The following is a 21655-nucleotide window of genomic DNA, read 5'->3' as shown; positions in this document are numbered from 1 at the left end:
TGTTTTTAAGTCATTGATATGAAATATTTACAAACCAAATTATGGATTAGGGTTTCAAGTTGATAAAAGCGCTGCTTTGCAGCGCTTTTTCTGTTTTAGCTGGTGTTCGGTTTGTCATCTGTTGCTATTTTTTTGCGGTCTTTATCTGTTGAGTAATCGATTTTGCTATGGCGTTAGGGATAGGGAAACTTAAGTGATACTGAGCTATTTTCCAACCTTTGGTTGTCTTGATTAAGGTTCCGGTTCCACGACTCACGCCGTAAGAGGGGTTAGATAATATTTCGTCAAACCAGATGACATCACCGTGCTGGGTCATCTTTCTACTGGTTAAATCGTAACGCCAGCCTTTTGTTGGCCTGGCATATTGTTCAAACTCGGCCTTATCCCAATGTTCATTGACATCTGTACCGATAAAAATGCCTTTATCATCATAAAGGGCAAAGTAATTATCCCAATCGGCGGTCGCAGAGTATTGGTTTAAGGCATCTAAAACCATGGTTGCTTGTTGCTTATCGCTTTGTGCTGTGTCAATGGCGAGTGCATTGCTTGAAATGGAACTTGAGAGTAACAATAAAATACCTATTGTTTTCGAGGCACTGAGATTGAACATATCTATCCTTGTGATTATGTAGAGTGTTACTGACCTTCACTCTATAACGGTTTTAATTCCAATTGACGGGATCAAGTTGATAAAAGGAACTCAACTCTTGATACAGTGCAGGATGCTGATTGATAAACTCATGGGGTTGTTCGAAAAACACTTCCGTTACAACGGCAAAAAACTCTGCAGGATTCGTTGCGCCATAGTAGCTAAATAATGAAAGTTCACCGTGTACAGAGGCATCGACTAAGGTTTGATACTCTTGCATTAGCACTTTAGACCAAGAAGCGTAGTCTGCAATATTTTTTAACACAGGAGCGCCATTTGCGCGGCCATCTTCTTGATCTAACTGATGGGCAAACTCATGGAACACCACATTACTGCCATCATCAGGCACCGCAGCGTCGTGCTTAGTTGTTTGCCAAGATAATACCACTCGACCATGTTGCCATGATTCACCCGCTAAGACGCGTTTCTGGGCAGAAACGACTCCTGCACCGTGTTGTTGCTGGTTTTCGACAATAAACGCCGAAGGATAAATCAGGATCTCTTTTAACCTCGGATAAAAGTCAGTTTTTCTATTGAGTAATAGTAAGCAAGCTTGTGCGGCCACAGTGACGCGAATGTCATCGTTGATTTTCAGACCGTCGCATCCGACAAAATGCTTTTCAGCGATAAAGACCTGAATGTGTTTTTTAAGTTGTAGTTGCAGATCCGTGGGTAAGACTCTGAAGAACGGAGTACGCCGTTTTAAGATCTCACGCCACTCATGGGGAAAGGGCTGTTGGTTAATCCGCTTGCGTCTTTGACGAGCGCGCCATGGCGCACTAGCAATCCATACAATTGCACTACCACTGATAAGTAAGATAAGAAAAATCGCTAACATAGAATTCCTTTCTATTGAGGTTTGTTTACTTACTGATGATATATGGCCATAACGAGTAAGATTCAACCAAGCAGTGTTACTGATTCGTTTTATTCGATGATTTTAGACTTGAGATTGAAAGTAAGAATTTTTTGGATTGAAAAATGCTGGCAGCGCAATACTTCAGAATTGTCGGTCTACTGCCAGCTAAGGGAAGGGAGTTATACTGATTGGCATTATTCAACGATAATGCTTTTTTCCTTTTGCTTTCTTTGCTCTGGGCTTAAGTTAAAATGATGTTCAATTAAGAAGCGAATTAACTTTGACTTTGCTACATCGCAATCATCGGCCAGCGTCGCTAAGTGAGCAATGGCTGACTCAGTTAAAGTGAAGGTTGCCTTTCTTACGGGGCTATTTCCCTTCTTTACAGTTAAAACGGCTTCGGCTTGCTGACTAGTGACTAAATTGCTTCTGAACTCAGGCTGAAATCGTGGCTTCTTTCGTTCTAACTCTATGACTTTACTTGAGTTGGTGGCAAGTACTTCTTGGCCAGAAGCGTAACGACTCGCATCGTTAATAAAGTCATCAATTAGATCATCGAGTGCTAGCTGCCTCGTTTGGATCTGCCTATGGGTTGAACTAGACGGCGTAGAGTTTTTCTTGAGATCTGCCAGACCCATAATTACCTCTCATCTTGATCATGTGTTTTTCAGCAAGGCGGTTGCGAATTTCTGTTGCATTATTGACTTGCAGCATTTCACAGGCAATACCTCTAATTTCACCTGCGGCTTTGCCTTTAGGTTCAATTTCGAGCACGGATAGACCTGACTCTTCGCTGTCGTCATAGATATTTCGGCTATAGGTAATCGCATCTAACACATTAATGTCATATGTCTTACATACTTCTTTAGCTTCAAAGATTCGATTGGCTTGGTTAGGCAAGCTTGGGCATTGAGTGATAACAAATGTGGCGCGCATCTTGGGGTTTATCATCATACACGTTGCGACAATATCATCCATGTGGCTGACCGTTTTCAGATCTCGGCGTTTAGGGCGAAGGGGCATCAGTACGTGCGAAGCAACCGACATTGTTGCACGCAATGCTAAATTGTCCTGACCACCACAATCGACTATTACATAATCATAATGTTGCTCTAAGCTAAGAAGATCATTACGAATTTTTCCGTAAAGCTGCACACAGTTGATGCTGGGTAAGTCGGGGTTGTTATTGCGAGCATGGATCCAATCTGATGTCGTACGCTGAGGGTCGCAATCAACCATAATTACTGAGGCTTGGCATTCTGCTGTTAGAAATACAGCGACATTCTGGGCTAGGCAACTTTTACCACTACCACCTTTTTCGCCACCGACGAGTATGATCATATTGTTTTCCTCTTGTACGCGGTTAATGTGTTGTTATTATTTTGAGAATGAAGGTCAGTAACAGTTTGCGTACTGGTGAGGCGGATTTGTTAATGACTGTAATCCATCTCATCTTTCTGTCACCGTAAGCTTAATCTAGGTTGATCTATTTGCTTCGTCAACAGCATGATTTTTGACGTTTTTTATAGAAATTGGCCGCCGGTGTTTTTTTGACGTTATTGTTGGTTTTGTTGGTTTTTTGGCGCAGCGTTAAAAGTGTTGCCGTAAGTGGTTATTTGTTAATTTAATTAGTTGCTTAGCTCGTTCGGGGTGATATCTAGTCAGTTTTGGTGCATAAGTATCGAGCTATTTTTCAGTGTAAACGGCTCATTAAACGGTTTTGTTATTCCGGTTGGTTATATAGGTAACCCTTTGTATCGCGAAAAGGTATAACAAAGTGTCGATCTGTTTTGTGGTAAATTTACCCAGGGTTCCAGTTGTCGTCTTTATTAGGGCTGTATTTGCCATAAATTTTGATAGAATGTGGCGTTATAACAAGTTTTGATTTAATAATACTTTGATTTAATAATACTTTGAGTTGAGGAGAACGGTGATGGATGAAAAACTTCTGCTTGAAGCCATTACTCAAAAGATGCCTTTTGGTAAATATGCTGGCAGACGCTTACTCGAACTGCCAGAGCCTTACTTAGTGTGGTTTCACTCTAAGGGCTTTCCTGAAGGGAAGTTAGGCCAGCAACTCGCGCTAATGTATGAAGTAAAACTAAATGGGCTTGAAGGTATGCTGCAACCCATATTAGATGAAGCTAAACGCAAGGGTTCTCGTTGAGTGATAAATATACTGTAATTAAAAAAGTTCCGTGGTAGGGATAAAATACTTTGTAATGAGAGTTGGATCTAATAGTTGAGTATTCAATCTCTATAGTTGTGACTAATTAGAGATTTATAACCTATTGCATGCTTTAATAATGATGAATTGATAACTTATTTAAAGGAAATTTCCGATGATAGCTAAACTCGTTAAATTGGCTGCGGCAGCAACGTTAGCACTCGGTATCTCAAGCGCATGGGCACAAGGTGTTATGCATGAGGGAACTGTCGTGGACACCATGAATGGCGGCGGTTATACCTACGTACAGATTAAAGAAGCTGACAAAACTTTTTGGGCAGCAGGTCCACAGATTGAAGTTAAAAAGGGCGACACAGTTGTTGTTCAAGAGCAAATGTGGATGAACGATTTTAGCAGTAAAACGCTAAACCGTACTTTCGATGAGCTGTTGTTTGTTGGCCGTATCGATAAAAAATAATGATTACTCTTTTATCCTTTGAGCTAATAAGGCTCGGATTGAGATAGATTATTTTGCCGTTTTAAATTCCAATGGCGTAGACTGAGTCTACGCCATTTTATTTTGTGTCAAACTACCGCACAATAGCCCTCACGAATTACTCGCGAAACTCTCAGAAAAGACCTAATGCTAAAACTTATCCCTTATCAAAAAGACTATGCTGCCGATGTGTCTATGCTGGTGCATACCGTTATCAATCAGATAAGCGATGCTGTTTACACCGCACAAGAAAGGATGGCTTGGTCGTTTGCGCCGCGTTCGAGTTATCACTGGCACAAGCGCCTGTCGCGATCTAAGACCTGGCTAATGGTTGATGAGCAAAACCAAGCGTCGGGGCATGCTCTGTGTTGTGGTTTTATCAACCTAGAAACTCACTTTAACAGCCGTGGTTACATCGATAGCCTTTATGTGCATCCAGACTATCAAGGGCGCGGTATCGCGAGGCAGCTATATACAGAGTTAGCGCAATGGGCAAGTCAACGTGAGTTTGATGAGTTATCGGTTGATGCTTCTAAACTGTCGAGGCCGCTATTTGAGTCAATGGGTTTTAAAGTGAGACACCGCAGCTATCAAGAAAAACGTGGCGTGGTCATTATGGGTTATTACATGCTTAAAAAATTGACTTAGGCTATGAAGTTAACTTTCTAATTAATCCGTTTTTGTTGGGCAAAGCCGAAAGTTCAGCCCTTGCCCACTCAATTCATACCGCAGTCTAGTAATGGTCGGTTACACCGGTACGAGATTATGGCTCGTGTAGTGAACCTGAGGTTCAAGCGCTTCATTTAAACACTGCGCTTTACTAATAAAGCGAATAAACGCCTCTGGTAGACTTAACCCTTCGATATCCTTTTGCCAATTAGCTTTTAATATTGGATGGTAGCCCTCTTTACCCGATGCAGTATAGGAAGATGAAACGCCAGTGTAATAAGATTCAGGATCAAGAGGTAGCCATAATGGCTGGGCATCTTTCATTTTCAACACTTCAAGCTTAATAATGCGTTGCCCTAATCGCTGTCTGCCATCATAAAAGTATTTTAGGCCATAGGTGTAAGGAAAACTGCCTGCACCAGTGCCTATCACACTGTTATTGGTTGCAGCATTAATCGCGGACTCTAGCATTTCAAATACGTATCGGCCTTTGATCTCGTAAGTGACCAGCGGGATATCAAATGGAAGGATCCGGCCAACGACTTCGGCTAGACTCACATCCCCCTTATCAAGCGATTGACGGACTCCGCCAGCATTGTGCAGTGCAAAGTCGACATTAATATTCAGCTCTCGGGTTTCTTGATACATGCTACGACTGACCCAAGGCGCGATTTCACTGCCATGTGGCAGGGCCTTACTGGGTAAGCGAGTATGGATTAAGTTTCTAGGAACAAAACCCAGAATTTTATTACTCAATGCATCAAGGCTAGGACGATACTTTTTCAAAATTCGAGCTTGAACCTGGCTACATTCATCGTCCCATAATATCAGAGGGTGTGATGCTAATGTTTGTCGTACGTTCAAGTAATCTTGTGGGCTGACATCTGTAGATGCTTGCAGAATAAACTGCCGATCTAGCATGAAGTAATTACCGCCAAGTAGACTGACAACTTTACCATTGGCATCGAAGGTTATGTCGGCAATGCCAATGGTTTCAGCATACTTACCTGCATGCACTATCGCGGTATCATTGACGCGTTCGCCATAAGGCATATTAGATAAGCCAACAGCAGTAAAGTCGCCTTGCAGCGTATGTGAGTGGCCACCAACAATAATGCTAATGCCGTCGACCTCTGCGGCTAACACTCTATCTTGGTCGAGCCCTAAATGGCTTAAAACGATAATGTGGTCAATACCACTGGCTTTTAGTTGAGCCACGCTGCGACGAGTCGTTTCGATAGCGCTTACAAAGTGGGTATCATCATCGGGACGCGCAATTTCGGTCATCTGATCTAAGGTGATACCAATAATTGCGACTTGCTTATCTTGCAATGGCTTTAGTAGCACTTTAGCCGCTTGAGTGAGCGGATCTAAGTCGAGTAGGTTTGGGTGGTTTGCAAGACACGCAGTTTTTTGCTGACACTCTTGGCTAAGGTCCATATTGCCAGCCAATAGCGGGAAGTCGATATCATTGAGAAAGTCGAGTACGGGTTCATTACCCGCATCGATTTCATGATTGCCAAGCACCATGGCGTCAGGTTGCAGCATATTCAATAAATCTGAGTTAGCTTTACCCTTAAACTCATTGAAATAAAGTGTGCCTTGAAAGCTGTCGCCACCGTGTAAAAATAGAAAGCTCTGTTGATTGTCTTTAGCGGCTAACTTGGCTTGCTTGAGCTGATGGGCGATACGGGCGTAGCCACCAGTATGGCTATAAAGCGTCAGCTCTTTTTGTTGCTCATAAATCGTAAATTGAATACGGTTTGCATCGAAATGAGAGTGTGTATCATTGATGTGAGCAAGCTTTAATTGGTACAGCTTTGGTGTAGTCGCTGTAGCTACTGATATAGATAGGGACGTTGTCATCTTATTCCTCTGGACCAAACGAGGATTATAGCATGATGAGTATAAATAATGACAAGGAGATTCTTTCGCCGCGTAGCAAGCGAAGAAGTCAGAAGTTGATATTGGAGTTGGGTGAGGACGCTTATGATCCCCTGCCGAAATTGAGACATTAAAAAAGGGAGCTAAACTCCCTTTTTATCATTCAATTAGCTAAGTTTAGCTATTTTTTTTGTTCTTGTTCGAAATCGCCATCATCGGATAAAACGATACCCTTATCTTTCATGCGGCGGCTCCACAATTTACGAGCAAATTGCTGCATGTCTGCCACAGGGTCATTCGAATCAACAATCTCAAGCCCAAGTAGCGATTCAACGATATCTTCTAAGGTTACAATACCTTCGTTAGAACCGTATTCATCAACAACCATTGCAATCTTGGTATTGCGCTTAATCATTAGCTCAAAAAGAGGCAGAATTTTAGCCGTCTCGGGGATCACTAATAAGTTCTTCTTAAGCACAGCGATAGACTCTTTTGGAGTTGAGCGCTCAGCCAGCAAGATGTCGTTTCGATTAACATAGCCGATAATATTATCAGGCTCATGTTCATACACAGGAATTCGAGTAAAAGGCTTTGCCATAAATCGCTTGGCAAACTCATCTTGGCTCAAGTCGGTCGGTAGTCTAAACATTACCGTTCTTGGCGTCATGATAGCGGTTACTGGCATCTCTTTAACCGATAGCATTTGAGTCAAAATTTTAGACTCTTGCTCATCAAGTTCTCCTGATGCACGACCAATTTCAGCCATTGCACTCATCTCTTGACGAATATATTGACCTTCGTCGCCTTTGCCCATCAGCTTAGTTACCTGATTAGACATCCAGATTAGAGGCAAAGTACTACGCTCCATCCAAACTAATGCTATAGATACAGTAGGAGCTAATGAGCGCCAGTAGTTTGCACCTAAGGTTTTAGGGATGATCTCTGAGAAGAAGAGAATTAAGAAGGTAAGAACACCAGAAAATACGCCAAGCATCTCATCGCCAAATACCTTAGCAGCTTGCGCACCAGCAACAGCAGCACCAACGGTGTGTGCGATAGTGTTTAGCGTAAGGATGGAAACAAGAGGAGATTCAACGTTCTCTTTTTGTTTACGTAACCGACTAGCTGCACCAGGGTTGGTTTTAGTTAGTGTGGCTATGTAACTCGGCGTGACAGAAAGCAATACAGCTTCAAACACACTACAAAGAAAAGAGACGGTAATCGCGACAAATATTATAATGATAAGGGTTATCATAAAGGTGAAATTACACCTCCAAATGGCAGACCAAAAGTAGTCTGGGCGGATTCTAGCATAGGTTTTTAACTTTGGTGATAGCCTGCTGGCTAATATTTGTTAAGATCTGTATAATTCGCCGCCCGCAAGCAGGTTTTAGGTTTTTTGAGGTTAGACAAAATGAGTGAAAAGAAGATCAATTTATTGGATCTTGATCGTAAAGCATTAAGAGCGCTATTTACCGAAATGGGTGAAAAGCCATTCCGTGCTGATCAATTGATGAAATGGATTTATCATTTTGGCGTCAGTGACTTCGAAGAAATGACAAACATTAACAAGGTGTTGCGAGCAAAGCTTGCCGCCAAGTGTGAGATTGTGGCACCAGAGATTTCAAGCTATCAAAAATCAGCAGACGGTACGATTAAGTTTGCAATTAATGTTGGTGATGGCCAAGAAGTTGAAACGGTTTATATCCCTGAAGATGATCGTGCAACTTTGTGCGTATCGTCACAAGTTGGTTGTGCACTTGAATGTACTTTCTGCTCAACCGCGCAGCAAGGCTTTAACCGTAACCTGACCGTGTCAGAAATCGTTGGCCAAATTTGGCGTGTGGCCGACTTTATCGGTTTTGTTAAAGATACCGGTGAACGTCCTATTACTAACGTCGTAATGATGGGAATGGGTGAGCCATTACTTAATCTTAAGAACGTGATCCCAGCAATGGATATCATGCTTGATGATTTTGGTTTCAGCCTATCTAAGCGCCGTGTAACGTTATCAACGTCAGGGGTTGTTCCTGCACTGGATAAACTGGGTGATGCGTTAGACGTCGCATTGGCAGTGAGTATCCACGCACCGAATGATGAGCTTCGTGATGTGTTAGTTCCTGTAAACAAAAAATATCCACTGGAAGAGTTCTTAGCGGGAATTCGCCGTTATATTGCTAAATCAAATGCTAACCGCGGCCGCGTGACCGTTGAGTATGTGATGCTAGATCATATCAATGACAGCACAGATCAAGCGCATGAATTAGCTAAGTTGATGAAGGACACGCCTTGTAAGGTTAACTTAATTCCGTTTAACCCATATCCAGGTTCACCCTATGGTCGTTCATCTAACTCTCGCATCGACAGATTCTCTAAAGTGTTGATGGAGTACGGGCTGACAGTAATTGTGCGCAAGACCCGTGGTGATGATATCGATGCCGCATGCGGTCAGCTAGCAGGTGATATTCGTGATAGAACAAAGCGTTTAGCAAAAAAACGCATGCAAGAGAGCCAGATTTCAGTCACAATGAACTAACTCTTTGTATCTACTGGTAGATGGGCGTAACAATGAATCAGAGTAAGGTGGTGTTACCACTGGTATTAATATTGTCATCTATGATGACAACGGGGTGTATTACCCAAGATACCTATGCAGGGACTGATATCCCTGTCTCTGAACGAAAAGTCGATAAGGTTTCCGCTGCTCGTCAGCGTATACAACTTGGCTTAACCTATCTACAAAAAGGCAATAGTGAGCAAGCCAAAGCCAACCTCGATCGTGCGTTGGCTTTTGCACCTGACTTAGAAGAAGTTCATATTGCCTTCGCCTATTACTATCAGTCAGTAGGCGAACTCGAAAAAACAGAGCAAGCATACAGGCTAGCGATTCGCACGAGTGATGCAACAGGCGACGCTTTCAATAACTTCGGTGCATTTTTGTGTCAGCAGGGTAAATATGCTGAGTCAGAGAAAATGTTCTTAGAAGCGGTTGCCCAACCTCTGTATACTCGCTCTGCATCGACCTATGAAAATTTAGGTATTTGCAGCCGCAAGGCGGGTCAAATTAGCCAAGCGAAAAAATATTTTGCCATGGCACTTAAGTATGATCCTAGACGGCGCACTTCCCTTATCGAGCTCACAGAGATCGATTTAGGAGAGGGTCAGTTAATTGAGGCTCGAGAGCAGTTGTCTCGTTACCATAGGGTAGCGGCAGAGTCTGCAACCAGTCTGGCGCTAGGGATTGAAATTGAACAAGGTTTGAATGACGAAGGTGCGGTAAGACGGTTCGGTATTTTATTACTGGCAAAGTTTCCGCAGTCTATTCAGGCCAAAGAATATCGGGCTAGTATGCATTAATGAAAAATGAACAGAATCAAGAGCCCAATGTAGACAATGAAAGCCTAGTGGATGAGCCGACGCTCACACTGGGCGTTTTGCTAAAAACAGCCCGAGAAAATAAGGGGCTGTCGATAGAGGCTATCGCATCACAATTGCATTTGCGGCCTATTATCGTGAAACAGATTGAGGCTGATAATTTACAAGAGGTGGGTGCAGCAACCTACGTCCGTGGTTATGTTAAAAACTACGCTCGTGCCGTGCAAGCCGATCCCTTTATCGTACAGCAATGCTTAGATAAGCAGCTTGAAAGTGATGAAAAGCCGTCTATGCAGAGCTTTTCTCGCAAGACGACACGCCAGGCTCGTGATGGCCGCTTGATGGCACTTACCTATATTATTGTATTTGTGTTACTTGGGCTGATGGTACTGTGGTGGTTTCAAAAGTCCTCTATGGATGCTGCAGTAGATTATTCTCAGCCAACTGCTGAAGAGGTTGCCGCTTCAGCTGAAGTCGACCTTGTTAGCCCTATTGATGTCGTGTTAGTCGATGACAGCGACACTGGAATTGAGCAAATAGCACTCTCGGACGCAGATTCATCGGTAAGCGCTGAACAAAATGCGTCTACAGCGGACTCTAGTGCCCAGCCAGAAGCAGCATCGATACCAAACACTCAGATACAAACCGCTCCACTATCTGCTACGCAGGAAACGGAGTCGGCTCTGGCAGAGCCAATCGCTCAAGCGTCAACAGAAAGTGAGAATAACGCCTTAAGTTCGACACTTACGCTAACGTTAACCGGTGACTGCTGGATAAAAGTCGCCGATGCCAATGGTAACGTTTTGGTTAGCGATCTTAAAAAATCGGGCAGCGAACTTATTCTTAAAGGGGCTGAGCCATTTTCGGTAACGTTAGGCGCTCCGCAAGTAGTCAATATCCAACTTAATGGCAAAGCGATTAGTTTGGAGCAGTATCCTGGCGGTAAGGTGGCGAGAATGACATTGCCACACGCTGGACAATAACAGATCACAGAGCACACAGACGATGTATAACGAATCTCCTATTATCAGACGCAAATCAAGCCGCATCTATGTTGGTAACGTTCCTATTGGTGATGGCGCGCCTATTGCGGTGCAGTCAATGACCAATACGCGCACAACTGATGTTGCTGCGACCGTTGCACAAATTCGAGCGTTAGAGAATGTCGGTGCTGACATTGTTCGCGTTTCCGTACCAACAATGGACGCAGCTGAAGCGTTTAAGCTGATCAAACAGCAAACCACAGTTCCTCTGGTTGCCGATATCCATTTTGACTACCGTATCGCGCTTAAAGTGGCAGAGTACGGTGTAGATTGCCTGCGGATCAATCCTGGCAATATCGGTAACGAAGAGCGTATTCGCAGTGTCGTTGAATGCGCACGTGATAAAAATATTCCGATTCGAATTGGTGTCAATGGTGGTTCATTAGAGAAAGATCTAATGGATAAGTATAAAGAGCCAACACCAGAAGCCCTGCTCGAATCAGCAATGCGCCATGTGGATATTCTAGACCGTTTAAACTTCGATCAGTTTAAGGTCAGTGTAAAAGCCTCAGACGTATTTTTAGCGGTTGAGTCTTACCGTTTGTTGGCTAAACAAATCATTCAGCCACTGCACCTTGGTATCACCGAAGCGGGTGGCGCTCGTGCGGGTTCAGTCAAGTCTGCGGTTGGTCTTGGTATGTTGCTTGCTGACGGTATCGGTGACACGCTACGTATTTCACTGGCAGCCGATCCGGTAGAAGAAATCAAAGTCGGTTTCGATATTCTAAAGTCACTGCGTATTCGCTCACGCGGGATTAACTTTATTGCTTGTCCGTCATGCTCTCGCCAAGAGTTTGATGTGATTTCAACGGTTAATGAGCTTGAGCAACGACTTGAAGACATCGTCACGCCAATGGATGTATCGATTATTGGCTGTGTGGTCAATGGACCGGGTGAAGCGCTAGTGTCAGATATTGGTCTAACTGGTGGTAACCGCATGAGTGGTTATTTTGATGATGGTGTGCGCCAAAAAGAGCGTTTTGACAACAATAATATTGTTGATTCGCTAGAAGCAAAAATCCGCGCCAAAGCGGCAATAATTGCAGGTCGTATCCCAGCACAAGATTTAAATAAGTAAGTACAGATTAATCACAAGCCCGCTATCATGGCTTGTGATTTTTTATGGGTGAATGCACCTGTTGTACGTTTAGTCTCGAAACGCCTATAATGCGAGGCGTTTTTTAATTTTATATAGCAAATTTGACGAGTCGAATAGTGGCAAAACAGATCCAAGCGATTCGCGGAATGAATGACATTCTGCCTACTCAAAGTCCTTTATGGCAAAAACTTGAAACCGTATTACGTGAAACAGTGGGTTCATACGGTTACAGCGAAATTCGTACTCCTATCGTTGAAAGTACAGATCTCTTTAAGCGCTCTATCGGTGAAGTGACTGATATCGTTGAAAAAGAGATGTATACCTTTGAAGATAGAAACGGTGACAGCTTAACGCTGCGTCCAGAAGGCACAGCCTCAACCGTTCGCGCAGGTAATGAGCACGGTTTGCTATACAACCAAGAGCAGCGTCTTTGGTACATGGGCCCAATGTTCCGCCACGAACGCCCACAAAAAGGACGTTACCGTCAATTCCACCAGTTTGGTGTAGAAGTATACGGGATCCCAACGGCAGACATTGATGCTGAAGTATTGATGCTATCTGCCAAGCTATGGGAAAAACTCGGTATTACCGAACATGTGACCTTAGAGCTAAACACTTTAGGTGATGTTGAAGAGCGCGCCGCTTACCGTGATGCTTTGATTGCTTTCTTAGAGCAACACAAAGAGGTGTTGGATGAAGATAGCCAGCGCCGCATGTACAGCAACCCATTACGTGTACTTGACTCTAAAAATGCTGATGTACAGGCGCTTTTAGCCGATGCACCAGTGTTAATGGATTACTTTGGTGAAGACACTCGTTCACATTTTTCACATTTATGTGAACTCTTAGAGGCTGTCGGCATCCAATACACAATCAATCCTCGCCTAGTGCGCGGTTTAGATTATTATAATCGCACAGTTTTTGAGTGGGTCACATCAAGCTTAGGTTCACAAGGCACAGTATTAGCCGGTGGACGTTACGACGGGCTTGTGGGTCAGCTTGGCGGTAAACCAACACCAGCCGTTGGTTTTGCAATGGGCCTAGAGCGCATCGTCTTACTGCTAGAGACACTTGAACTAGACAAGGACATTGGTCCAAGCGTCGACGTTTACGTGACAGCAATGGGTGACAACTGCCGCGTTGAAGCGATTAAGATCGCTCAAGAGCTAAGAGCTGGCTTGCCAAATGCTAAAGTGATGAGCCACTGTGGTGGCGGTAACTTTAAGAAGCAAATGAAGCGAGCCGATAAGAGCGGTGCAACAGTAGCGCTAGTGATTGGTGAAGATGAGCTTGCCAATAACCAAGTTGCAGTGAAGCACCTTCGCGAAGATAAAGCACAAGAATTGGTTGCCCGTGATGCATTGGCGACTTATATTGCAGAACTGATTTAAAAGGGGAAGACTAAGTGGAAATCTATAGCACAGAAGAGCAACAAGTAGATGCTATCAAACAGTTCTGGAAAGATTACGGCACATCAGTAGTTGTAGGCGCCGTTGTCGGTTTAGGTGGACTATTCGGTTGGAACTATTATTCTGACTACCAATTGGCTCAAGCTGAAGCAGCGTCTGAGTCATTCCAAGCGTTAAGTATTCAAAATAGCGAAGATGCTGCTATGTTAGTCGCTGCAGAAAACTTTGCTAAAGCGCACGGTCAAAAAGGTTATCAATCTCTGCTTGAGCTATTGGTGGCCAAGTCTGCCGTTGAAGCTGGTGATTTAGAAAAAGCAGAAACGACGCTAAAGACTGTGATTGCAACCAATGTTGATAACAGCATTGTGCTTATTGCAACCCTGCGTTTAGCGCGTGTACAAGCTGAACAAGGTCAATACGCGACAGCAATTGCTACGCTTGATCAAATTACCGATCCAGCATCAAAGGCTCAAAGAGATGAGCTAAAAGGTGATTTCTTAGTACGCCAAGGTGATACAGAAAAGGCAAAGATTGCCTATCAAACTGCGGTAGAGAATGGTGGCACAATGACAAGTCCAACATTACAAATGAAGCTTGATAATCTGAACAAGGCATAAGGAATCTGCCCATGAAGTCTTGGTGCAAAACACTGCTCGCATGTGGCATGAGCATAGGTATGTTGTCTGCCTGTTCATCTAGTGATGTAGAAGAAGAGCCGATCTCACCACTTAGCGAGATTGAAGCTAGCGTGTTTCCAGAAGTTAGCTGGAGTGCGAATGTGGGTGCAGGGGTAGGCGATTATTATTCACGTCTACGTCCGGCGGCCCGTTATGACAAACTGTTTGTTGCAGACCGTTACGGTAAAGTCGAAGCATTTGACGAAGTTACCGGTGAGCGTATTTGGCAAAATGACTTTAGCTCTGCGTTCAGAGATAATGCCTTGGCTAAAAACAAAGGCGCACGTCTAGCCGGTGGTGTAACAGCAGCACGTAACAAGATATTTGTGGGCGGAGAAAGTGGCCTGCTAGCGGCATTTGATGAAGCGACTGGTGAGGCCGTTTGGCATGTAATCGCCGGTGGCGAACTATTATCAGCGCCGACAGTTGGCGAAGATGTTGTTGTGGTTAACACTGGCGCAGGCACATTAGAAGCGTTTGACGTGGATGATGGTACGCAAAAGTGGGTGTATGAGAATCAACTACCGACCTTGACCCTACGTGGTACAGGCTCTGCTTCATATGACGCAGGTGGATTCTTTGTTGGCACCGCCGACGGTAAAATTGCCGTCGTCATTAAAAATAATGGTCAAGCGGCTTGGGAACAAGCTATCTATACGCCAGCGGGAGGCAATGAATTCTCGCGTATGGCCGATATAGATATGAAACCGTTATTAGTGGGCGAAAACCTTTATGCGGTTAGTTATAATGGCAACTTGGTTTCAATGGAAATGCGAACGGGTCGCGTGGTTTGGTCACGTAGCTATTCAAGCTTCCATGAACTCGCTTACTCGGGCGCAAGCCTATTTGTGGTCGACGATCACAGCCGTATTTATTCTGTTGATAGACGAAATGGTCTAGAGTTATGGAATAATGCAGAACTTGCTAACCGTAGTTTAACCGCGCCAGTCGTGTTTAAAGATTATGTGGTAGTCGGTGATTTTGAAGGTTATCTTCATTTTTTAAACAGGTCTGACGGTCAAATTGTTGGACGTGTAGAAGTTGATAGCTCTGGTTTATACAGTCAGCCATTGGTGGTTAATGACAACCTATATGTGCAGACTCGTGGTGGAAAAGTGGTTCGAGTAACACTTCCGTAAGCCAAGTCGTTAGAGATGATAAGGCCCCTGGATGTGTATCTGGGGGCTTTTTAGTTATTAGAAATAGAGTAATAGAGGCAATAAAATGATTCCTGTTGTGGCCCTTGTAGGGCGACCAAACGTTGGTAAGTCGACCCTTTTTAACCGACTTACCCGTACCAGAGATGCGCTTGTCGCTGACTTTCCTGGGCTAACTCGGGATCGTAAATACGGCCGAGCACATCTTGCAGGTTATGAGTTCATCGTGGTCGATACTGGCGGTATTGATGGCACTGAAGAAGGGATTGAAACTCGCATGGCCGAGCAATCTCTTGCTGCGATTGAAGAAGCAGATGTGGTGTTGTTTTTGACCGATGCGCGCGCTGGCTTAACTGCTGCCGATCTAGCGATTGCTCAACATTTACGTAGCCGTGAAAAAACCACCTTTGTTGTTGCCAACAAAGTAGATGGTATCGATGCTGATTCTGCTTGTGCTGAGTTTTGGTCATTGGGTCTGGGTGAAGTTTACCAGATGGCAGCGGCTCAGGGCCGTGGCGTAACCAACATGATTGAGTACTCGTTAGCACCCTATGCTGAAGCGATGGGTATCGTTAAGCAAGAAGACGGTGATGATGACGAAGAAGAGCGTGAGTACACCGAAGAAGAAGCTGAAGCAGAGCAGAAACGTCTGCAAGACCTGCCAATCAAGCTTGCGATTATCGGTAAGCCTAACGTGGGTAAATCAACGCTAACAAACCGTATCTTGGGTGAAGAGCGCGTTGTTGTTTATGACGAGCCTGGCACCACGCGTGACAGTATTTACATTCCTATGGAGCGTCAAGGTCGTGAATACGTATTGATTGACACTGCAGGTGTTCGCCGCCGTGCAAAAGTACATGAAACGGTTGAGAAATTCTCAGTTATTAAAACCCTAAAAGCGGTTGAAGACAGTAACGTCGTGTTATTGGTTATTGACGCCCGTGAAGGTATTGCTGAGCAAGACTTAGGTCTATTAGGTTTCATTCTAAACGCAGGTCGTGCATTAGTGATTGCCGTCAACAAGTGGGACGGAATCGATCAGAATGTTAAAGACCACGTGAAGAAAGAACTTGATCGCCGTTTAGGTTTTATCGATTTTGCTCGTATTCACTTTATCTCTGCACTTCACGGTACAGGTGTGGGTCACTTGTTTGAATCAATCGAAGAAGCTTATGACAGTGCTACGCGCCGCGTCAGTACGTCAATGCTGACTCGCATCATGCAGATGTCACAAGACGATCACCAGCCACCATTGGTGAATGGTCGCCGCGTTAAGCTCAAATACGCTCACGCCGGTGGTTACAACCCACCAATCGTGGTTGTACACGGTAACCAGGTTAAGAAGCTTCCAGACTCTTACAAGCGTTACATGATGAACTACTTCCGTCGTTCATTAAAAGTGGTTGGTACGCCAATCCAGTTACGTTTCCAGGAAGGTGGCAACCCATTTGAGGGCATGAACACCAAGAAGCTAACCGTGAGCCAAGAGCGTCGCCGTAAGCGTATGGTGGGTCATATTCGCGATAAGAATAAAGATTAACGCTTTTTCTTGTTTGAAATAGTCGAAAGACTTTTAAAAGGAACCCTAGGGTTCCTTTTTTGTTTTCAGCACTAAACCATTTACTCCAGTAGGTGGTTATCATTATGAGGCTTCGCCCCAAGATTACTCATGTTCATTGGACTCCGGCTTTTAGCGAAGTAATAGGGAAAGCATGGGTAGATATGAGAAAACATCGCATGTGTATTAGCGTTGTCAATATTATAAAGTCTAGACTCCTAAACATAGGTTTAGCATCTTTAAAGAATACACTTAATAGAGAGGTTTACTGTCTCTGGTTTGGTACTTTGCGCTTTAGGGGGGCAACAGTGTATAGGTCAAACTGATAGTAAAAACTTTGTAAGTATGACTTATGATGCTTCCGTAAGGCATTGCTCCGTCATCGATTCAATTTCTTTTCGAAGGCAGTTATTTTTCTTGAACTAAACGACAGAAATTATCAAAGTAAATTTCTCGTAGTGAATGCCTACATAGCAGAAAGGTATAGCAGCCTGATTTTTCATTATTGATAGGTTTAAGTATAACTACATTTAATTTGACTGTTACGTAAATATATTTGAGGGGGGAGTAAACTAAAAGGTGACTTATTTTTGAGCACTAATGAATAAACTCTACAGAATAATCTGAAAATATCAATATTTGCGTTTCAGTATAAAGCTTCATAGATTAATAATATTAAGCATAATTGTGATGCTCAATATTATAAATTTTATCACTTATACCTTGACTCTCCCCCTATATTTACTTTGTTGTTTTTTTGTTTCAGATTCAGCGTATTGCTACTTGAGCCGAAGGTGTTTACATGTCGTGAGCTGCTATGTAACATCTGCCGAAATTAGATATCCTCAACCGCATTTGCTTAACAATAAGCGCGTGGAATAATAGTTAAATCATCCTATTCACTAATGCTCATATTGCTGCTGTTTTTACGAATTAAAACTTTTTAAATGCAATCAAATCAAAAACAAATCAAAAACTAATTAAGAGAGTTCAATGCCCATTTTTAACTTACCACGTAAGCTACGTATTCTACTGGCTAGTACACTAATACTTCTACCTTCATCATCCATTGCCGCTGGTTGTGAAGACGAACATCAACAACCCCTTTTTACTCCAGATAAACAATCTTGCGCTGCCGAAAACGGCACTTGGTTTGTGTGCATGGTTGATAATGTAGAAGAGGAGTATATAAGGGATCGATTTGAGTGTGAACACATGGTCCGTGGAGATTGGATTGAAGCGAACTCAGCCGTTAACATCTATGCCCCTATACCAAAAGTTAACAGTCAGTTTATTAAGTTTAAATCTAATACCTATTTCGTGGCTAATAATGGATTAGCTGGCAATGAACTCTGGTCCACGGATGGCACTATAGAGGGGACCACAATACTAAAAGACATCACCTACAATGGAAGTTCAGTGATTAGTAATTTCCGCGTTCAGGATGAACACTTCTATTTTACCGTTGGTGAGCCTAGAACAGGCCAAAGCTTATGGGGATCCGACGGCACGCCAAATGGTACCCAACTGTTGATGGATGGTTCAGACATAAGCCAAACAAATACAATATTTACCAGTGATCGTTTCAGTATCGCTGTCGAAGGTAACCTCTATTTTGAAGGCAATACAGGGGGACAGCAAGGGCTTTGGATGAGCGATGGCACGGCTGCTGGCACTCAATTACTCAAAGCTGATATTGATGCCTTGTATGATTACTATGCATTGGAAGCGGGTATATTTTTTAATGCAAGAACACCAGAGGGAGGGACTCGTGAACTCTGGGTAACAGACAATACCACATCAGGTACCTATGAGCTGATTAATACTTACCCTGGGGGCTCATCTCACGTAACTGGATTAACTGCTCTCAACAACAAATTCGTATTCGCTGCGTATGACGCTTCAAATGCTCGCTCTTTATGGGTATCCGATGGTTCTAAAGCCGGAACAATTAAGATTGCTTCAGTCAGCACCTACCTTGAACAAACTGTGAATTTAGGGGGTAACTTAATATTTCTAGCTAACGAATCTACCTACGGTAACGAATTGTGGATAACAGATGGCACAATAGGCGGCACAAGAATAATAAAAGACATCGCAACTGGCAGCGATAACTTATCTTTTTCCAGTATTACCCAGCCATTAGACAATAAAGTTTATTTTAATCCAAGTTCAAATGGGCTAAGCGGCATTTGGGCTACTGATGGCAGCGAAGGGGGCACCAAGCAAGTTATTGCTAATAACACTGGTAACGGCAGTGCGATATTTAGTAATTTAGGCATCATCAAAAACTCCCTTTATTTTAAGGGCGATTTTGGCAGTGGTAACACCTTTTGGATTAGTGACGGCACTCAGGACGGCACAAGCTTATTAAAAGATATTAATGTCAACGGCGACCCTGCTGTAACCTTTATTTCTCAGTTTGGTGAAAAAATTTATTTTTACGCTGATGATGGCGTACACGGGCGTGAACTTTGGGTGAGTGATGGCACCACCGACGGCACTTTTATGTTACATGACATAACAATCGGTGGTAGCACAACTGTTGATAATTTATCGGCATCTGCCGAGAACATCTACTTTAGTGTCAATAATGAACTCTGGTTCAGTGATGGTACTGTAGAAGGCACCAAAAAAATTAAAGTCAGTACCGAATTGGCCTCTGTAGAAACAGCCACGCCCTTTAACGAACTCATTTTAACCCAGGGTGATGATGACATCGTTACCATTACGCTTTCTTTAAATGCTAGTGACAAAGGAAGCTTATCTGTTAATAACATAGGTCCGATAGACTTAGGGCAAGCACAAAGCCTGCTTAAAGGTGTTGTTTACACCCCAGTCAATGGGGGCGGTGAATATACAGTACAAGCTAAAATCGTAATAAATGATGGTGTAAATGAACCCAGTCTTTACACCCATGATATCCATGTTTCCAATGGTAACAACGTTCCCACTATATCAGGTAGCCCAAGCACAACTGTTGATCAAGATACTGATTACAATTTCATACCCGTTGGATCTGATGCTGATGGTGATGACCTGACTTATAGTATTAGTAATAAACCAACTTGGGCATGGTTTAATACTTCAACAGGTGCATTAACGGGTACGCCGACACAAAGTGATGTTGGTACAACCTCAGGTATTGTGATTACGGTTACTGACACCGTAGGTGCAACAGATAGCCTTGCCAGTTTTAATATTACCGTAACGAATATTAATGATGCACCCACCTTGGTTAATCCTGTAGCAGACCAATTTGCAAGTGAAGGGACCTTGTACAGTTTTCCCTCCCCACTTGGTGTTTTCACTGATCCAGATGGCGATGATTTAAGCTATATCATCACAAACTTACCGTCATGGATTACGCTTGAAGGTAATAATTACACGGGTACACCTACCCAAGGAGATGTAGGAAGTACAACGGTTATCGTGACAGCAACTGACCAAGATGGTGCAAGCGTTAACGATTACGTTGTAGTGACGGTTGTAAATGTTAATTTTGCACCAATCATTTCAGGGGGCTCTGAACCGTCTGTTGTTGAAGGTGACTTGTATAGCTTTACACCAACAGTAACAGATGCAGATATTGGAGATACAAAAACCTTTAGTATTACCAACAAGCCAACTTGGGCATCATTTAATACTTCAACAGGGGCATTAACGGGGACACCAACACAAAGCGACATTGGTACGACCTCAGGCATTGTGATCTCGGTAGCTGATGGGGCAGGTGCAACAGATAGCCTTGTGAGTTTTGACCTTACCGTATTGAATACTAATGATGCGCCAGTTCTCGATAGCCCTATAGCAGACCAATTGGCAAGAGAAGGTGAGCTGTATAGTTTTCCATCTCCAGACGGGGCTTTTACAGATCCTGATGGCGATGATTTAAGCTATATCCTCACAAATATTCCCTCATGGATGAAGCTCGAAGGTAATAACTATAAGGGGACACCAACCCAAGAAGATGTAGGAAGCACAACAGTTATCGTGACAGCAATTGACCAGGATGGTGCAAGCGTTAACGATTACGTTGTAGTGACGGTTGTAAATGTTAATTTTGCACCGCTCATTTCAGGGGTTCCAGCAACTTCAGTGGCTGAAGGTGCCTTGTATAGCTTTATACCAACAGTAACTGATGCTGATATTGGAGATACTAAAACATTTAGTATTATCAATAAGCCAACTTGGGCATCATTTAATACTTCAACAGGGGCATTAACGGGGACACCAACACAAAGCGACATTGGTACGACCTCAGGTATCGTCATCAGTGTTAAAGATAGTTCTGACGCAAGTGCAAGTTTAACTGCTTTTACTATCACCGTCACAAGCACTGATACGGACACAGATACAGATACAGATACTAATCAATCAAGTGGTGGTAGTTTTGGCCCCTTATTTATACTGGTAGCGGTTATCTCGTTGTTCATTAGACGTAAAGGTTACAAACTGTAGACTCAGAGCTTAAATGGCAATTGTTTGTCGATTAACAAAATAGTTCAAGTGACATTTAAAAAGGAACCCTAGGGTTTAATGCCGATCATTTAGCAGTTTATTGATCGGTTGACCGATCTTTATAAGATGGCAAAATCCGAGTGTTTTTAAAC

Annotated in this window: 18 protein-coding genes; 12 read left to right on the top strand and 6 right to left on the bottom strand. The window is 43.3% G+C overall.

Annotated elements, in window-relative coordinates; all coding sequences use genetic code 11:
- Nucleotides 1-124: 124 nt before the first annotated feature.
- From ACVBIU_RS11165 to ACVBIU_RS11150, 4 genes are all read right to left on the bottom strand, one after another.
- Entirely contained in the window at nt 125-610 is a 486-nt protein-coding gene (locus tag ACVBIU_RS11165) for a nuclear transport factor 2 family protein (RefSeq protein WP_447161176.1), read from the bottom strand.
- A gap of 52 nt (nt 611-662) precedes the next feature.
- Complete coding sequence (locus tag ACVBIU_RS11160) at nt 663-1487, bottom strand: M90 family metallopeptidase (RefSeq protein ID WP_447161177.1); 825 nt, start codon at nt 1485-1487, stop codon at nt 663-665.
- A 215-nt stretch (nt 1488-1702) separates the two neighbouring features.
- Entirely contained in the window at nt 1703-2146 is a 444-nt protein-coding gene (locus ACVBIU_RS11155) for a CopG family transcriptional regulator (RefSeq protein WP_447163828.1), read from the bottom strand.
- Complete coding sequence (locus ACVBIU_RS11150) at nt 2106-2849, bottom strand: AAA family ATPase (protein WP_447161179.1); 744 nt, start codon at nt 2847-2849, stop codon at nt 2106-2108. The genes ACVBIU_RS11155 and ACVBIU_RS11150 overlap by 41 nt, the downstream gene beginning before the upstream one ends.
- Before the next feature lie 592 nt (nt 2850-3441).
- Here ACVBIU_RS11150 and ACVBIU_RS11145 point away from each other — a divergent pair.
- From ACVBIU_RS11145 to ACVBIU_RS11135, 3 genes are all read left to right on the top strand, one after another.
- A complete protein-coding gene (locus ACVBIU_RS11145) occupies nt 3442-3675 on the top strand; it encodes a DUF3820 family protein (protein ID WP_447161180.1) in 234 nt (77 codons plus the stop codon).
- 175 nt (nt 3676-3850) lie between these two features.
- Nucleotides 3851-4153 (top strand): NrfJ, encoded by a 303-nt coding sequence (locus ACVBIU_RS11140; RefSeq protein ID WP_447161181.1) that lies wholly within the window; start codon nt 3851-3853, stop codon nt 4151-4153.
- A 165-nt stretch (nt 4154-4318) separates the two neighbouring features.
- Entirely contained in the window at nt 4319-4819 is a 501-nt protein-coding gene (locus ACVBIU_RS11135) for a GNAT family N-acetyltransferase (RefSeq protein ID WP_447161182.1), read from the top strand.
- Nucleotides 4820-4918: 99 nt separating this feature from the next.
- Here the strand turns inward: ACVBIU_RS11135 and ACVBIU_RS11130 are convergent, their stop codons facing one another.
- A complete protein-coding gene (locus ACVBIU_RS11130; RefSeq protein WP_447163829.1) occupies nt 4919-6706 on the bottom strand; it encodes a bifunctional metallophosphatase/5'-nucleotidase in 1788 nt (595 codons plus the stop codon).
- Between the two features lie 199 nt (nt 6707-6905).
- On the bottom strand, nt 6906-7979 hold the full coding sequence (locus tag ACVBIU_RS11125; protein WP_447163830.1) for a CNNM domain-containing protein: 1074 nt from the start codon (nt 7977-7979) through the stop codon (nt 6906-6908).
- 159 nt (nt 7980-8138) lie between these two features.
- Between ACVBIU_RS11125 and ACVBIU_RS11120 the strand changes: the two genes are divergently transcribed.
- The 9 genes from ACVBIU_RS11120 to ACVBIU_RS11080 all read left to right on the top strand — a co-directional run bounded on the left by ACVBIU_RS11120 (nt 8139) and on the right by ACVBIU_RS11080 (nt 21503).
- Entirely contained in the window at nt 8139-9260 is a 1122-nt protein-coding gene (locus tag ACVBIU_RS11120) for a bifunctional tRNA (adenosine(37)-C2)-methyltransferase TrmG/ribosomal RNA large subunit methyltransferase RlmN (protein ID WP_447161185.1), read from the top strand.
- A 32-nt stretch (nt 9261-9292) separates the two neighbouring features.
- Nucleotides 9293-10081, top strand: a complete 789-nt coding sequence (pilW, locus tag ACVBIU_RS11115; RefSeq protein WP_447163831.1) for a type IV pilus biogenesis/stability protein PilW — start codon at nt 9293-9295, stop codon at nt 10079-10081.
- The gene (locus ACVBIU_RS11110; RefSeq protein ID WP_447161187.1) at nt 10081-11082 is read left to right on the top strand and encodes a RodZ domain-containing protein; all 1002 of its coding nucleotides are present in this window, start codon (nt 10081-10083) and stop codon (nt 11080-11082) included. The genes pilW and ACVBIU_RS11110 overlap by 1 nt, the downstream gene beginning before the upstream one ends.
- 22 nt (nt 11083-11104) lie before the next feature.
- On the top strand, nt 11105-12220 hold the full coding sequence (ispG, locus tag ACVBIU_RS11105; RefSeq protein ID WP_447163832.1) for a flavodoxin-dependent (E)-4-hydroxy-3-methylbut-2-enyl-diphosphate synthase: 1116 nt from the start codon (nt 11105-11107) through the stop codon (nt 12218-12220).
- A gap of 137 nt (nt 12221-12357) precedes the next feature.
- The gene (hisS, locus tag ACVBIU_RS11100) at nt 12358-13632 is read left to right on the top strand and encodes a histidine--tRNA ligase (protein WP_447161189.1); all 1275 of its coding nucleotides are present in this window, start codon (nt 12358-12360) and stop codon (nt 13630-13632) included.
- 14 nt (nt 13633-13646) lie between these two features.
- Nucleotides 13647-14267: a YfgM family protein gene (locus ACVBIU_RS11095; protein WP_447161190.1), complete on the top strand. Its 621-nt coding sequence runs from the start codon at nt 13647-13649 to the stop codon at nt 14265-14267.
- A gap of 11 nt (nt 14268-14278) precedes the next feature.
- The gene (gene bamB, locus ACVBIU_RS11090; protein ID WP_447161191.1) at nt 14279-15466 is read left to right on the top strand and encodes an outer membrane protein assembly factor BamB; all 1188 of its coding nucleotides are present in this window, start codon (nt 14279-14281) and stop codon (nt 15464-15466) included.
- Nucleotides 15467-15551: 85 nt separating this feature from the next.
- Nucleotides 15552-17024 carry a ribosome biogenesis GTPase Der gene (gene der / locus ACVBIU_RS11085; RefSeq protein ID WP_447161192.1) on the top strand — a complete coding sequence of 491 codons (1473 nt, stop codon included), beginning with the start codon at nt 15552-15554 and terminating at the stop codon, nt 17022-17024.
- A gap of 1011 nt (nt 17025-18035) precedes the next feature.
- Nucleotides 18036-21503 carry a putative Ig domain-containing protein gene (locus tag ACVBIU_RS11080; protein WP_447163833.1) on the top strand — a complete coding sequence of 1156 codons (3468 nt, stop codon included), beginning with the start codon at nt 18036-18038 and terminating at the stop codon, nt 21501-21503.
- The last annotated feature ends 152 nt before the right edge of the window (nt 21504-21655 follow it).

The organism is Shewanella sp. 30m-14 (genome assembly GCF_052977125.1).
Note: the sequence above shows the minus strand (reverse complement) of the source record. Positions and strands in the feature narration are given on the sequence as shown.